The organism is Streptomyces sp. NBC_00122, from assembly GCF_045160845.1.
Classification (GTDB): Bacteria; Actinomycetota; Actinomycetes; order Streptomycetales; family Streptomycetaceae; genus Streptomyces.
The window spans coordinates 4,099,723-4,112,537 of record NZ_CP108191.1; the positions used below are offsets into that span (position 1 = coordinate 4,099,723).

A 12,815-nucleotide genomic window follows, 5' to 3' on the forward strand; every position below is an offset into this window, starting at 1 on the left:
GTTGTGAGGTAAGGCTCACTCGGCTCGACGTGGGCGTATCGCGATCTATCGTGTCTCGCTATGCTGGGTGCCGTGGACCTGGAAAAGCACCCCGCCGCCCCCGCGCCGGCTCCCGCCCCTGCGGCCGCCGAGCTGCGCGCCTCCGACGCAGACCGGGACCGGATCGCGCAGATCCTCGCGGACGCCATGGCCGAGGGCCGGCTGAGCTCCGAGGAGCACTCCGAGCGCCTGGACTCGCTGTATGCCGTCAAGACGGTGGGCGGGCTGGAAGAGCTCGTACGGGACCTCCCCGCGCCCGGCACCGGCCGCACCCCGCCCGCGTACGCCGCGGCTCCCGGACCCGGCGGGCCCGTGGAGACGGTCGTCGCCGTGTGCAGCAGCTCCGCCCGCAAGGGCCGCTGGCGGCCCGCGGCGCTCACCCGCGCGGTCTCGGTCATGGGCGACATCACCATCGACCTCACCGAGGCGGTCTTCGAGCAGCAGGTCACGGAGATCAACGTGACCTGCGTCCTCGGCAACGTCGAGGTCTTCGTCCCGGAGAACGTCACCCTGCGCGGCTACGGCAGCGGCGTCCTCGGCAACTTCGAGGTGCGCGGCGAGGGCCGGGGGGAGACCGACCCGCAGGCCCCGGTGGTGATCGTCCGCGGCTTCGCGCTGCTGGGCAACATCGAGGCGCGGCCCAAGCTCGGCGCCCGCCTGGTCGATCTGGCCAACAAGCTGCGCAAGCGGCTGGACGGCTGACCGCCGCGCCAATAGACCCTGATCCAGCGGTATTTGGCCGTAGGGCTTCTAGGATCCGGCCCATGACCGAATCCAAGTGGGACCTGCTCGACCACGCGCACGAAGCCCTGCGCATCGCCGTCATCGGGGTACCCGCCGACGCCTGGGAGCGCCCGACGCCGTGCGAGAAGTGGAACGTCACCCAGGTGTTCCAGCACGCGGCCGGCGACCAGCTCGCGTACGCCGCCCGCCTCACCGGCGGCCCCGGCCCGTCCGAGGACCCGTTCGAGCCCTCCGGTGCCCTGGCGGGGCCCCCGGCGCAGCTGCTGGAGCCGGCGCTCGCCGCCGCGGCCGAGGCCTTCGCCGGGATCGCGCCCGGGACCGCGGAGGTCGCCGTCCCGCTGCCCCCGTTCACCGTGTCCGCCGAGACGGCCGTCGGCGCCGCCGCCCTCGACGCGGCGGTGCACGCCTGGGACATCGCCGTCGCCACCGGCCAGGAGCCGCCGCTGACCCCCGCCCTCGCCGCCGCCCTGCGCCCGGCCGCCGACGCGCTCGCCGAGCCCCTGCGCGGCTTCGCCTACGGCCCCGCGCTGGCCGCCGGGTCCGGGGGCGACGCGGGCCCGGTCGCCTCGCTGCTGGCCTTCCTGGGCCGCGATCCCGGCTGGGCGCCGCCCGGGGAGTGACGGCCTGCCGGGCAGGGGCGCGTTTCGGACGAACCCCCGCCGCCCACTGGCACCCAGTGCATAGGGGCCCGCACAGCGGGTAGGGACAGGTGCATCGTCTCTCGCTCGCGTATCCGTCGTCAGGAGTAGACCGTGCCGCATCCGCCGCATCAGTCCCTGCAGGTTGCCGCCGTCCAGAGTCTTCAAGGGCGTGCGTCCGCCGTGCCGAAGCCGCGGGTGCCGACGAGGGAAGAGGACGGCCCATGGCACGCGGAGGCGGTGTGCCGCCGCGACGAGGCGGGGCTGTTCTTCGCCCCCTCCAAAGAGCCCACCGCGGCCCGGCTCTCCCGCGAGGAGGCCGCCAAGCGCGTCTGCGCCCGCTGCCCGGTCATGGTCGCCTGCCGGGAGCACGCCCTGCTCCAGCCCGAACCGTACGGGGTATGGGGCGGCCTCACCGCCGCCGAGCGCCGGGTGGTGCTGGCGCGGATGCGGCGCAGGACCGCGGAGCTGCACCAAGCCCCCGGGGGCGGTCCGATAGCCGCCGCGGGCTAGAGGCACCGCCCTGTCCGGGCCGCGTGCGCCGGGAGCGCGCAGCCCCGCAGCGAGGTACAGGACATGGCAGAGGGGCGGTCACCGCCGCACACGGTGACCGCCCCTCTCGCTGTGCCCGCCTTCGCGCCTACTGCGCGCGGTCGAAGTCGATCGCGCTGTACGCGCGCAGCTTCGACAGGCGGTGCGTCGAGTCGATCTGCCGGATCGTGCCCGACTTCGAGCGCATGACCAGCGAGGACGTGGTCGCGGTCTCCGAGCGGTAGTGGACGCCGCGCAGCAGCTCGCCGTCCGTGATGCCGGTGGCGACGAAGAAGACGTTCTCGCCGGACACCAGGTCGTCCGTGTGCAGCACGCGGTCCAGGTCGTGGCCCGCGTCGATGGCCTTCTGGCGCTCGGCCTCGTCCTTCGGCCACAGCTTGCCCTGGATCGTGCCGCCGAGGCACTTGATGGCGCAGGCCGAGATGATGCCCTCGGGGGTGCCGCCGATGCCCAGGAGCAGGTCCACGCCGGTGCCCTCGCGCACCGCCATGACCGAACCGGCGACGTCGCCGTCCGAGATGAACTTGATCCGGGCGCCGGTCTCGCGGATCTCCTTGACGATGCCCTCGTGGCGGGGGCGGTCCAGGATGACCACGGTGACGTCCTCGACGGCCATGTTCTTGGCCTTGGCGACGCGCCGGATGTTCACCGAGACGGGTGCGTTGATGTCGACGAAGTCGGCGGCCTCGGGGCCGGTGACGAGCTTCTCCATGTAGAAGACCGCGGACGGGTCGAACATGGTGCCGCGGTCGGCGGCGGCGAGCACGGCGATGGCGTTCGGCATGCCCTTGGCGTTCAGGGTGGTGCCGTCGATCGGGTCCACGGCGATGTCGACCTCGGCACCGGTGCCGTCGCCGACCCGCTCGCCGTTGAAGAGCATGGGCGCTTCGTCCTTCTCGCCCTCGCCGATGACGACGACGCCGTTCATCGAGACGGTGGAGATCAGGGTCCGCATCGCGTTGACCGCGGCGCCGTCGGCGCCGAGCTTGTCGCCGCGTCCGACCCACCGGCCCGCGGCCATGGCGGCGGCCTCGGTCACCCGGACGAGTTCCAGGGCGAGGTTGCGGTCGGGGGCCTCGGGGGAGACTTCGAGCTGGGGCGGCAGGTTGTGCTCGGTCATCGGAGCGCACCTTTCTGTACGACGACGGCCGGGATGTGAGGGTGACTGGAACTCTATCGGTACGTCGACATATTGAGCAGGCCGGGTCACGTATGAGCGGAATATCGGTCAGTCGTTTGGCCTGAGCGGACATCTTGCGCCCCTGCGGGCGCGCCCCGCCACCGCCCGGGCCCACCCCGGCGGAGATCGCTCCCGGCGATGCGGGACGATGGTGCCGTGGCAGGTATGAAAGGCAAGCAGACGATCTGGGACATGGTCCGGTCGCTGGCAGTGATCGGCGTCGTGGTCGCGGGGATCTATCTCTTCATCCCACATGACGAGAACGCCGATCCGACGCACACGGTCGACTACAGGGTGGAGACGCTCACGGCCCGGCGCGCCGCCCCGTACCCCGTGGCCGCCCCCGTGGGGCTCCCGGCGGAGTGGCGGGCGACCTCGGTGTCGTACCAGCGCAAGAACGCCAACGCCTGGCACCTGGGCTTCCTCGACCCGGGCAAGCAGTACGTGGCGGTGGAGCAGTCCACGGACACCTCCGGCAAGAACCTCGGCAAGATCACCCAGCAGGCGAAGTCCACCGGGCAGACCCAGCAGGTCGGCGGCGCGGCGTGGGAGCGCTGGGAGGGCGAGAAGTACGACGCCCTCGTGAAGCAGGAGCAGGGTCACGTCACGGTGGTCACCGGGACGGCCTCCTTCGACCAGCTCGGCGCCATGGCGGCGGCGCTGGAGTTCAAGCAGGGCCAGCAGGGCCAGCAGGGCCAGTAGGGCCGGCAGCCCCTTCGGCGGTACGCGAAACGGCCGCGCCCCCGGTGTCCGGGGGCGCGGCCGTTCGCTGTGCCGGGCCGGCTCGGCCGGCCCGGTCGGCTCAGACGGTGGTGACGACCTCGTCGAAGGCCAGGCGCGGGGAGCGCGGGAACCAGGCGTCCTCGCCCGGCTTGCCGATGTTGACGATCATCAGCGGGGCGTGGTCGGCGTCCAGGAACTCCTTCTGGATGCCGGAGAGGTCGGCGCCGGTCATCGGGCCCGCGGCCAGGCCGGCGGCGCGGACGCCGACGATGAAGTACGCGGCCTGCAGCGCGGCGTTGAGCAGGGCGGACTGCTCACGGACCGGGCGCTCGGCGAAGAACATGTCCTTGGCCTGCGGGAAGTGCGGCAGCAGCTGCGGGAGCTCCTCGTGGAACTCGTTGTCCGCGGAGAGGATCGCGACCAGCGGGGCGGCGGCGGTCTTGGCCTGGTTGCCCTCGGCCAGGTGCTTCACCAGGCGCTCGCGGGCCTCGGGGGAGCGGACCAGGGTGATGCGCAGCGGGGTCTGGTTGAAGGCGGTGGGGCCGTACTTCACCAGGTCGTATATCGCCTGGACCTGCTCCTCGGTGACCGGCTCGTCGGAGAACGAGTTGGCCGTGCGGGCCTCGCGGAACAGCAGGTCCTGCGCGGCGGAGTCAAGAACGAGAGACATCGGAAAGCCTTCTTCCATACGGGGGTGAAGCGATGTCCCCGACTCTACGGCGAAAGTAGGTGAACTTTCAACTAAATGCCCCGGCCGGTGACCGGGATCACTCCCTCTCGGCCGGATCGGCCGAGTCCCGGGCCGCGAGCGCCGAGTCCAGCCGCGCCCGCGCCCCCTCCAGCCAGTGCCGGCACACCTTCGCCAGCTCCTCGCCGCGCTCCCAGAGCGCGAGGGAGTCCTCCAGGGACGTCCCGCCCGCCTCCAGCTTGCGGACGACCTCGATGAGCTCGTCACGCGCCTGCTCGTACCCCAGCGCCGTCTCGGCCTCTGCCATTCCCTCATCCAACCTATGTGTGTGGTGCGACGTGTTGATTGCGGTGGTGTGTCGTGTTTGCGGCCTGCCGCGGGCTACTCGGACGCGACCACCCGTACCGAGAACTCGCCTTCCGTGACCCGCGCGCGCAGCACCTCGTCCGCCGAGACCTCCTCCGGCGAACGCACCACGTGCCCGTCCGCCCGCTGCAGGACGGCGTAGCCCCGCTCCAGGGTCGCGGCCGGGGACAGCGCCACCACCCGGGCCAGGGTGTGCGCGAGCTCCGAGTCGGCCCGGTCCAGCAGATGCCCGAGCGTCCGCCGGCCGCGCGCCAGCAGCGCCTCCAGCTCGTCCTCGCGGGTCTCCACCATCCGCTGCGGGTGGACGAAGACCGGCCGGGCGAGGGCGTGCGCGAGGCCGCGCTCCTCCCGGTCGAGCAGCCCGTTCACCGCGCGCAGCCCCCGGGCCTGCAGCTGGCGTACTCGCTCCAGCTCCTCGCCCACGTCCGGGACCACCTTCTTCGCGGCATCCGTGGGCGTGGAGGCCCGCAGGTCGGCGACCAGGTCCAGCAGCGGCGAGTCCGGCTCGTGGCCGATCGCCGAGACGACCGGGGTACGGGCCGCCGCGACCGCCCGTACGACCTCCTCGTCGGAGAAGGGCAGCAGGTCCTCCACGCTGCCGCCGCCGCGCGCCACGATGATCACGTCGACCTCGTCGAGGTCGTCGAGCTCCTTGACCGCCTGGATCACCTGGGGCACCGCGTGGACCCCCTGGACGGCGACGTTGCGCACCTCGAAGCGGACCGCCGGCCAGCGCCGCCGGGCGTTCTCCAGCACGTCGCGCTCGGCCGCCGAAGCCCGCCCGACCACCAGCCCGATCAGCTGCGGAAGGAAGGGCAGCGGCTTCTTGCGGTCCAGCGCGAACAGCCCCTCCGAGGCGAGGGACCGCTTGAGCCGCTCCAGCCGGGCCAGCAGCTCGCCGATGCCGACCGGCCGTATCTCCGTGGCCCGCAGGGACAGCTGCCCGCGCGGGGCGTACCACTCCGGCTTGGCCAGCAGTACGACCCGCGCGCCCTCCGAGACCACGTCCGCGACCTCGTCGAAGACCTGACGGAAGCAGGTCACGCTGACCGAGATGTCGTGCGAGGGGTCGCGCAGCGTCAGGAAGACCACCCCCGCTCCCGGCCGCCGCGAGAGCTGCGTGATCTGCCCCTCCACCCACACCTGGCCGAGCCGCTCGATCCAGCCCCCGATGAGCCGGGACACCTGCCCCACCGGCAGCGGCGCCTCGGCCGACGTATTGAGTCCCATGCACGCAGGCTAACGGGCGTCGCTGACAGCGTCTCAGGCTCCGCCGCGGGTGTCGGGATCCCGACGGTCGACGGTGGCGGCCGTCAGGGCGGTTGCCAGGGCGGTCGTCGGGCCGGTCGTCAGGCCGGTCGTCCGGGCCGGTCCGCGGGGGCGCCTTCGCCGCGCCGCCCGCGCCGCCCGCGCTGGGCGAAGAGCAGGCACAGCCCCGCCGCCAGCCACACCGCACCCACCAGCTGCGCCGTCCAGGAGGCCTCGACGATCACCGCAACGGTCACCGCCGCGCCCAGCACCGGGGCCACCAGGTGCTTCCACAGGTTCGGCGGGCCCTCCCGGCGCTGGACGACGAACCAGCCCACCACCGAGGCGTGCAGCAGGGTGAAGGCCGCCAGCGCCCCGACGTCGACGACGGACACCAGGTGGCCGAGCCCGTCGTCGCGCCGAGCCGCCCACACCGCCGCGACCAGGGTGATGGCGGCCGCCACCAGCAGGGCCGGCCGCGGAGTGCCGTCCGAGGTCCGCGCCAACGCGCGCGGCAGCCGCCGCTCCCGGGCCATCGCGAACAGCAGCCGCCCGGCCGCGGCCTGCCCGGCCAGCGCCGCGAAGGCCGCCCCGACCGCCTTGCTGACCGCCACCAGGTCGTGCAGCCAGAAGCCGACCGAGGACTCCACCGCGTTGTAGAAGGCCGGGCCCTGCTGCCCCGGATCGGCCGCCAGCTCCGCCGCGGTGACGGGATTGAGGAGCGCCACGAGGTAGGCCTGGACGAAGAACAGCGCCCCGGCCAGCGCCAGGCAGAACAGCACCGCCCGGGCCACTCGCTCCGAGCCCCCCGTCACCTCCTCCGCGAAGGAGACGATCGCGTCGAAGCCCAGGTACGAGAGCACGGCGACCGACACCGCGCCCAGTACGGCCGCCGCCGAGAAGCCGAGCGAGCCGTCGCCGGTCAGCGGGGAGAGCCAGCCGCGCCGCGCCCCGCCCCAGGCCAGGACCGTGACCGCGGCGACCACGAAGACCAGCAGCACCAGGATCTCCATGGCCAGCACGGCGAAGCCCACGCGCGCGGCCGCCCGTACCCCCCACAGGTTCAGCAGCGTGGTGACCACGACGGCCAGCGCCGTCCACACCCACCGGGAGACCTCGGGCACCAGCGCGTTCATCGCGATCCCCGAGAACAGGTACGCGACCGCCGGGATCAGCAGGTAGTCGAGCATCGCCATCCACCCGGCGATCAGGCCGGGGCCCTCGCCCAGGCCCTTGCGGGCGTAGGTGAAGACCGAACCGGCCTGCGGGGCGACCCGCACCATCTGGGCGTACGAGAACGCGGTGAAGGCCATGGCGACGGTCGCGACGAGGTAGACGAGGGCCACGGCGCCGTGCGACTTCGCGTCCAGGGTGCCGAAGATCCCGACCGGGGCCATGGGAGCGATGAAGAGCAGCCCGTAGACCACCAGGTCCCGGAAGCCGAGGCTCCGCCGCAGGGCGGTGGGTGCCGGCATACCGGAATCCGTAGCGGACGCCATCCGTCCTCCGGGCGATAGGCGGGACAATCGTTCGGATCCTCTGCGCAAGTGTGTGCCGTACGGCCGACGGCCGGCCTCCTGGAGACCCCCGTACGATGGAGCGTATGAGTGCTCCCGCCCCTGCTCCCGCTTCCCGCCGTGTCCTGCTCGCCGCGCCCCGCGGCTACTGCGCGGGCGTGGACCGAGCCGTGATCGCCGTCGAGAAAGCCCTTGAGCAGTACGGCGCGCCGGTCTATGTCCGGCACGAGATCGTGCACAACAAGTACGTCGTCCAGACGCTGGAGAAGAAGGGCGCCATCTTCGTCGAGCGGACGGAGGAGGTGCCCGAGGGCTCCATCGTGATGTTCTCCGCGCACGGCGTCGCGCCGGTGGTGCACGAGGAGGCGGCGCGCGGCAAGCTCGCGACGATCGACGCGACGTGCCCGCTGGTCACCAAGGTGCACAAGGAAGCCGTCCGGTACGCGAACGAGGACTTCGACATCCTCCTCATCGGCCACGAGGGCCACGAGGAGGTCATCGGCACCTCCGGCGAGGCTCCCGACCACATCACGATCGTGGACGGCCCGGACGACGTCGCGGCCGTCGAGGTGCGCGACGAGTCCAAGGTCGTGTGGCTGTCGCAGACGACGCTCTCGGTCGACGAGACGATGGAGACGGTCGACGCGCTGAAGACCAGGTTCCCGCTGCTGGTCTCGCCGCCGAGCGACGACATCTGCTACGCCACCTCGAACCGGCAGGCCGCGGTGAAGGTGATGGGCGCCGACTCCGACCTGGTCATCGTGGTCGGCTCGAAGAACTCCTCGAACTCGATCCGCCTGGTCGAGGTCGCGCTGGACGCGGGCGCGCGCGCCGCGTACCTGGTCGACTTCGCGAGCGAGATCGACGAGACCTGGCTGGAGGGCGTCACCACGGTCGGCCTGACCTCGGGGGCCTCGGTTCCGGAGGTCCTGGTCGAGGAGGTCCTGGAGTGGCTGGCGGCGCGCGGCTACGCGGACGTGGAGATCGTCAAGACCGCCGAGGAGTCGATCGTCTTCTCGCTGCCGAAGGAGCTGCGCCGCGACCTGCGCGCCGAAGCCGCGGAACTGGTCGCCGACAAGTAACTCCTTTCGTACGGTATGTCCATGCAGATCATGGGTGTGGACATCGGCGGTTCAGGGATCAAGGGCGCGCCCGTGGACCTGGAGCGCGGCGACCTGGCGCAGGAGCGCCACAAAGTACTGACACCGCAGCCGGCCACCCCCGAGGGGGTGGCCGGCTGCGTCGCGGAGGTGGTCCGCGCCTTCTCCTGGTCGGGCCCGGTCGGGGTCACCTTCCCGGGCGTGGTCACGAACGGGATCACCCGTTCGGCGGCCAACGTCGACAAGGGATGGGTCGGCGTGGACGCGGCGGCGCTGCTCACGCGCGAGCTGGGCGGGCTGCCGGTCACGGTCCTCAACGACGCGGACGCGGCGGGGGTCGCGGAGATGACGTACGGGGCAGGGCGCGGCCGCGGCGGCACGGTCATCATGCTCACCCTGGGCACGGGCATCGGGAGCGCCCTGTTCACGGACGGGCAGCTGGTGGCGAACACGGAGCTCGGGCACTTGGAGCTGAAGGGCCACGACGCGGAGACGCGGGCGTCGGTGAAGGCCAAGGAGGACGGGGACCTCACCTGGGAGCGCTGGGCGCGCCGGGTCTCGAAGTACCTCGCGCACGTGGAGATGCTGTTCTCCCCGGACCTCTTCATCGTCGGGGGCGGCGTCAGCCGCAAGCCGGAGAAGTTCCTGCCGCTGATCGAGGGCGTCCGGGCCGAGATCGTCCCGGCCGGGCTCCAGAACAACGCGGGGATCGTGGGAGCGGCGATGGCGGCCAAGGCCAAGGCCAAGGCCTAGGAGCCGGACCGGCGGTGTCAGGCCGTTCTCCGGGGCAGGCGCCGCCTGCCGATGAGGACGGCTTTGCGCACCACGGCGATCAGAGCGGCGGCCAGCGTCCCCGCGTACAGCCAGCCCGCGTGCAGCGACAGGGCGGACACCAGCCCCATCAGCTGCCCGCCGAAGCCGCCGGAGCCGCCCGAGACGGGCCACACCCCGGCGGCGAAGGCGATGGGGGCGGTGATCGGGGCGGTGATCAGGTCGGCGGGCCGCACCCACAGGGCGGTGGCGGCCGCGACGGGCACGAAGAGCAGCCCGTAGACGAAGAGCGAGGAGTCGAACAGCAGCCAGCAGATCCCGCCGGCCAGCATCATGGCGAGGCACGCGAACAGCCCGCCGCCGAGCCCGGTCAGCCGGGGCCGGGGCAGCCGGCGGGTCAGCGCGGGCAGGGGACGGCCGCCGCCCTGGGCGGGCACGGCCGCGGGCCGTGTCCCCTGCCGCTGGGCCGGGGGTCGCTGGGGGTGAGGGGCCGGTCGCGTCCTGTATTGCTCCACGCCACCACGCTAGGCGCGGGGAGCGCGGTATCCGTGTGGGGACACGCGTACATCGACCGCCGCTCATCGGAAAGTAAACTGTCCGGTGGCCCACCTCCGGGCCGCCGCCCCCTCCAGCTACGGGAAGTCGCCAACGTGTCGCTCACGATCGGAATCGTCGGTCTGCCGAATGTCGGCAAGTCGACCCTGTTCAACGCCCTGACCAAGAACGACGTGCTGGCGGCCAACTACCCGTTCGCCACGATCGAGCCGAACGTCGGCGTCGTCGGCGTCCCGGACGCGCGCCTCGCGGTCCTCGCGGGCATCTTCGGCTCCCAGAAGATCCTCCCGGCGACGGTCGACTTCGTCGACATCGCGGGCATCGTGCGCGGCGCCTCGGAGGGTGAGGGCCTGGGCAACAAGTTCCTGGCCAACATCCGCGAGTCGGACGCGATCTGCCAGGTCATCCGTGCCTTCAAGGACGAGAACGTCGTGCACGTCGACGGCAAGGTCTCGCCGAAGGACGACATCGAGACGATCAACACCGAGCTGATCCTCGCCGACCTCCAGTCCATCGAGAAGGCCGAGCCGCGCCTGACGAAGGAGTCCCGCCTCCAGAAGGAGAAGGTCGCGGTCCTCGCGGCCGTCGTCGAGGCCAAGAAGATCCTCGAAGCCGGCGACACCCTCTTCTCCAAGGGCATCACCAAGGGCACGGAGCAGGGCAACCTCCTCCACGAGCTGCACCTGCTGACCACGAAGCCGTTCCTCTACGTCTTCAACGTGGACGAGGACGAGCTGACGGACGAGGCCTTCAAGGACGAGCAGCGCGCCCTGGTCGCCCCGGCCGAGGCGATCTTCCTGAACGCCAAGCTGGAGCAGGAGCTCATCGAGCTGGAGGACGACGAGGCCCTCGAACTCCTCCAGTCGGTCGGCCAGGACGAGCCGGGCATGGCCACCCTCGGCCGCGTCGGCTTCGCGACGCTGGGCCTCCAGACGTACCTGACGGCCGGCCCGAAGGAAACCCGCGCCTGGACGATCAAGCAGGGCGCCACCGCCCCGGAGGCGGCCGGCGTGATCCACACCGACTTCCAGCGCGGCTTCATCAAGGCCGAGGTCATCTCCTTCGCGGACCTGGTCGAGTGCGGCTCGGTCACCGAGGCCCGCGCGAAGGGCAAGGCCCGCATGGAGGGCAAGGACTACGTCATGCAGGACGGCGACGTGGTGGAGTTCCGCTTCAACGTCTGATCGCATACCCACAGGCGGCCTGACCTGCGAGAACACGGGTCAGGCCGTTGTGCTGTCCGCAACAGTCCGCAGAGCCTGGAGCAGCTACGTGTCGTAGACCGTGGAGCGGTGTCCGACGTGTACGACCCACACCACCAGCTCTCCGTTGTCGATCGTGTAGACGACACGGTAGTCGCCGACCCGTAGGCGGCGGCGCTCAGGCTGGGATACGAGTGCGGTGGTGTTGAAGCCGAAGGGGTCGCTCTCCAGCTCTGTCAGTTTGGCCAGGATGCGGAGCGCCATGTCACGCGGGATCTTGCGCAGCTCGGCCTGGGCCTCGGGCCGGAACACCGTGCGGCACTCACTCACTGCGTGCCAGCGTCTCCCTCATCACGTCCTCGATCGGGATGCCGGCGGCCGGGCTCGCCATGCGCTCGTCGATGATGCGGTTGATCTCGCGCTCTTCCCACTCCTGGTACTTGCGCAGCACCTCGATCGAGACCACGGCGGCGACCTGCTTGCCGCGACGGGTGATGACAGTGGGCACGTCGTCGCGGTCGGCCCGTTCGACGACCTCGGCCAAGTGAGCGCGTACGTCGCGGATGGACTCTATGGGCAGCGGCTGAGTCATGCCTCAAGGGTACCGAGTGTGCCATGTGTACACAACAGCTTCGGGCCACGGTCGGCGCCGGGGGTGGGGCTCAACACGCAGGCCGCCTCCGTCGTGATCATCTGTGAGCCTCAGATCAAACCGACCCGCGGGGTGGACGAGCGGCTGTTGGAGATGCTCAAGAACAAGACCCGAGTGTTCGACGCGTACGCACGCCGCAGCGCGGTCGCCGAGTCGAAGCCGGACGCGGCCGACGTTTCGGACACGGCGATGGCCCGCCAGATGGCCAAGGCGATGATCGCGGCGGACGTCGACCCCACCACCTGGGACACTTCAAAGGGACTCGGCCCCAACGACGCCATCGTCCAGAAGGTGTACGCCTGACCCCTCCAACGGGAAGGTCTGATCGATGCCAGATCTGCCGGCACATGAAAGGGGTCAATTCAGGAGACCCCAAGCGCATCTCCGACGGGAACCAGGATCTCCTCGCGCGGGAGCAGAAGACCATCCTGCCCGCCCTGCTACTCGGAGATCTACCACCACGACGGACATCGCCCTGCCGTTGAACGAGTGCGCCAAGGAGTTCCGGCGCATCACGCTCAACGGCAAGGGCTGATCCAGGATGCCGTACCGCGCCCGGCCCCTCGTCATCACCTTTGCGGCCGTCTCGGCCGCACTGCTTCTTCTTGGTTACCTGTACATGGCCCGGGAGGAGCCCAGTTCCGTGAAATGGGACCTGAGTCACAGCCATACCAAATCGGACGTCAACTGGTCCGGCAAGAGCCGGAGTTCCTGGGAAATCTCCTCGGCCGAGTACGACATCACGTTCTCCGGCGGAATTCACCTCACCGGAAAGCGCATGCTCCGACTCGACGCGGACCCGGACACCGGCACTGTCGACTCGGTGCACATCATTTATCC

Annotated in this window: 15 protein-coding genes and 1 pseudogene; 8 read left to right on the top strand and 8 right to left on the bottom strand. The window is 71.1% G+C overall.

Annotated features, from left to right (window positions below; genetic code table 11):
- The first annotated feature begins 72 nt into the window (after nucleotides 1-72).
- The 3 genes from OG737_RS19625 (at nucleotide 73) to OG737_RS19635 (ending at nucleotide 1,934) form a co-directional block, all read left to right on the top strand.
- Nucleotides 73-741: a DUF1707 domain-containing protein gene (locus tag OG737_RS19625; protein WP_405678716.1), complete on the top strand. Its 669-nt coding sequence runs from the start codon at nucleotides 73-75 to the stop codon at nucleotides 739-741.
- A gap of 62 nt (nucleotides 742-803) precedes the next feature.
- Nucleotides 804-1,403, top strand: coding sequence for a TIGR03086 family metal-binding protein (locus tag OG737_RS19630; RefSeq protein WP_405921813.1), 600 nt, complete (start codon nucleotides 804-806; stop codon nucleotides 1,401-1,403).
- A gap of 132 nt (nucleotides 1,404-1,535) precedes the next feature.
- Nucleotides 1,536-1,934 (top strand): WhiB family transcriptional regulator, encoded by a 399-nt coding sequence (locus tag OG737_RS19635; RefSeq protein ID WP_388570232.1) that lies wholly within the window; start codon nucleotides 1,536-1,538, stop codon nucleotides 1,932-1,934.
- Between the two features lie 127 nt (nucleotides 1,935-2,061).
- On the opposite strand, the gene glpX is transcribed toward OG737_RS19635, so the two are convergent.
- Nucleotides 2,062-3,093: a class II fructose-bisphosphatase gene (glpX, locus tag OG737_RS19640; protein ID WP_328927431.1), complete on the bottom strand. Its 1,032-nt coding sequence runs from the start codon at nucleotides 3,091-3,093 to the stop codon at nucleotides 2,062-2,064.
- A 225-nt stretch (nucleotides 3,094-3,318) separates the two neighbouring features.
- Between glpX and OG737_RS19645 the strand changes: the two genes are divergently transcribed.
- The gene (locus OG737_RS19645) at nucleotides 3,319-3,855 is read left to right on the top strand and encodes a DUF4245 domain-containing protein (RefSeq protein WP_405681369.1); all 537 of its coding nucleotides are present in this window, start codon (nucleotides 3,319-3,321) and stop codon (nucleotides 3,853-3,855) included.
- A 100-nt stretch (nucleotides 3,856-3,955) separates the two neighbouring features.
- Here the strand turns inward: OG737_RS19645 and OG737_RS19650 are convergent, their stop codons facing one another.
- From OG737_RS19650 to OG737_RS19665, 4 genes are all read right to left on the bottom strand, one after another.
- Nucleotides 3,956-4,546 (bottom strand): malonic semialdehyde reductase, encoded by a 591-nt coding sequence (locus OG737_RS19650; RefSeq protein WP_405678711.1) that lies wholly within the window; start codon nucleotides 4,544-4,546, stop codon nucleotides 3,956-3,958.
- 97 nt (nucleotides 4,547-4,643) lie between these two features.
- Entirely contained in the window at nucleotides 4,644-4,871 is a 228-nt protein-coding gene (locus tag OG737_RS19655) for an exodeoxyribonuclease VII small subunit (protein ID WP_328927433.1), read from the bottom strand.
- A gap of 74 nt (nucleotides 4,872-4,945) precedes the next feature.
- The gene (xseA, locus tag OG737_RS19660; RefSeq protein ID WP_328927434.1) at nucleotides 4,946-6,160 is read right to left on the bottom strand and encodes an exodeoxyribonuclease VII large subunit; all 1,215 of its coding nucleotides are present in this window, start codon (nucleotides 6,158-6,160) and stop codon (nucleotides 4,946-4,948) included.
- 119 nt (nucleotides 6,161-6,279) lie between these two features.
- Nucleotides 6,280-7,677 (bottom strand): APC family permease, encoded by a 1,398-nt coding sequence (locus tag OG737_RS19665; protein ID WP_405921814.1) that lies wholly within the window; start codon nucleotides 7,675-7,677, stop codon nucleotides 6,280-6,282.
- 104 nt (nucleotides 7,678-7,781) lie between these two features.
- Between OG737_RS19665 and OG737_RS19670 the strand changes: the two genes are divergently transcribed.
- Together OG737_RS19670 and ppgK are read left to right on the top strand one after the other, a co-directional pair.
- A complete protein-coding gene (locus tag OG737_RS19670) occupies nucleotides 7,782-8,777 on the top strand; it encodes a 4-hydroxy-3-methylbut-2-enyl diphosphate reductase (RefSeq protein WP_405921815.1) in 996 nt (331 codons plus the stop codon).
- A 21-nt stretch (nucleotides 8,778-8,798) separates the two neighbouring features.
- The gene (gene ppgK, locus OG737_RS19675) at nucleotides 8,799-9,548 is read left to right on the top strand and encodes a polyphosphate--glucose phosphotransferase (protein WP_405921816.1); all 750 of its coding nucleotides are present in this window, start codon (nucleotides 8,799-8,801) and stop codon (nucleotides 9,546-9,548) included.
- Nucleotides 9,549-9,565: 17 nt separating this feature from the next.
- On the opposite strand, the gene OG737_RS19680 is transcribed toward ppgK, so the two are convergent.
- Nucleotides 9,566-10,003 carry a DUF6542 domain-containing protein gene (locus tag OG737_RS19680; protein ID WP_328927438.1) on the bottom strand — a complete coding sequence of 146 codons (438 nt, stop codon included), beginning with the start codon at nucleotides 10,001-10,003 and terminating at the stop codon, nucleotides 9,566-9,568.
- A gap of 213 nt (nucleotides 10,004-10,216) precedes the next feature.
- On the opposite strand from OG737_RS19680, the gene ychF reads away from it, so the two are divergent.
- Nucleotides 10,217-11,305 carry a redox-regulated ATPase YchF gene (ychF, locus tag OG737_RS19685; protein ID WP_328927439.1) on the top strand — a complete coding sequence of 363 codons (1,089 nt, stop codon included), beginning with the start codon at nucleotides 10,217-10,219 and terminating at the stop codon, nucleotides 11,303-11,305.
- A gap of 84 nt (nucleotides 11,306-11,389) precedes the next feature.
- Here the strand turns inward: ychF and OG737_RS19690 are convergent, their stop codons facing one another.
- On the bottom strand, nucleotides 11,390-11,653 hold the full coding sequence (locus tag OG737_RS19690) for a type II toxin-antitoxin system RelE/ParE family toxin (protein WP_405921817.1): 264 nt from the start codon (nucleotides 11,651-11,653) through the stop codon (nucleotides 11,390-11,392).
- Nucleotides 11,646-11,915, bottom strand: a complete 270-nt coding sequence (locus OG737_RS19695; RefSeq protein WP_328927440.1) for a type II toxin-antitoxin system Phd/YefM family antitoxin — start codon at nucleotides 11,913-11,915, stop codon at nucleotides 11,646-11,648. The genes OG737_RS19690 and OG737_RS19695 overlap by 8 nt, the downstream gene beginning before the upstream one ends.
- A gap of 54 nt (nucleotides 11,916-11,969) precedes the next feature.
- On the opposite strand from OG737_RS19695, the pseudogene OG737_RS19700 reads away from it, so the two are divergent.
- Nucleotides 11,970-12,278, top strand: a pseudogene (locus tag OG737_RS19700) (hypothetical protein); the annotation flags it as partial.
- Nucleotides 12,279-12,815: the final 537 nt, after the last annotated feature.

Excerpts from the sequence above, each read along its gene's own strand:
- OG737_RS19630 (WP_405921813.1), top strand. The coding sequence starts at position 804 with ATGACCGAATCCAAGTGGGACCTGCTCGACCACGCGCACGAAGCCCTG.
- glpX (WP_328927431.1), bottom strand. The coding sequence starts at position 3,093 with ATGACCGAGCACAACCTGCCGCCCCAGCTCGAAGTCTCCCCCGAGGCC.
- OG737_RS19645 (WP_405681369.1), top strand. The coding sequence starts at position 3,319 with ATGAAAGGCAAGCAGACGATCTGGGACATGGTCCGGTCGCTGGCAGTG.
- OG737_RS19650 (WP_405678711.1), bottom strand. The coding sequence starts at position 4,546 with ATGTCTCTCGTTCTTGACTCCGCCGCGCAGGACCTGCTGTTCCGCGAG.
- OG737_RS19655 (WP_328927433.1), bottom strand. The coding sequence starts at position 4,871 with ATGGCAGAGGCCGAGACGGCGCTGGGGTACGAGCAGGCGCGTGACGAG.
- xseA (WP_328927434.1), bottom strand. The coding sequence starts at position 6,160 with ATGGGACTCAATACGTCGGCCGAGGCGCCGCTGCCGGTGGGGCAGGTG.
- OG737_RS19665 (WP_405921814.1), bottom strand. The coding sequence starts at position 7,677 with ATGGCGTCCGCTACGGATTCCGGTATGCCGGCACCCACCGCCCTGCGG.
- OG737_RS19670 (WP_405921815.1), top strand. The coding sequence starts at position 7,782 with ATGAGTGCTCCCGCCCCTGCTCCCGCTTCCCGCCGTGTCCTGCTCGCC.
- ppgK (WP_405921816.1), top strand. The coding sequence starts at position 8,799 with ATGCAGATCATGGGTGTGGACATCGGCGGTTCAGGGATCAAGGGCGCG.
- OG737_RS19695 (WP_328927440.1), bottom strand. The coding sequence starts at position 11,915 with ATGACTCAGCCGCTGCCCATAGAGTCCATCCGCGACGTACGCGCTCAC.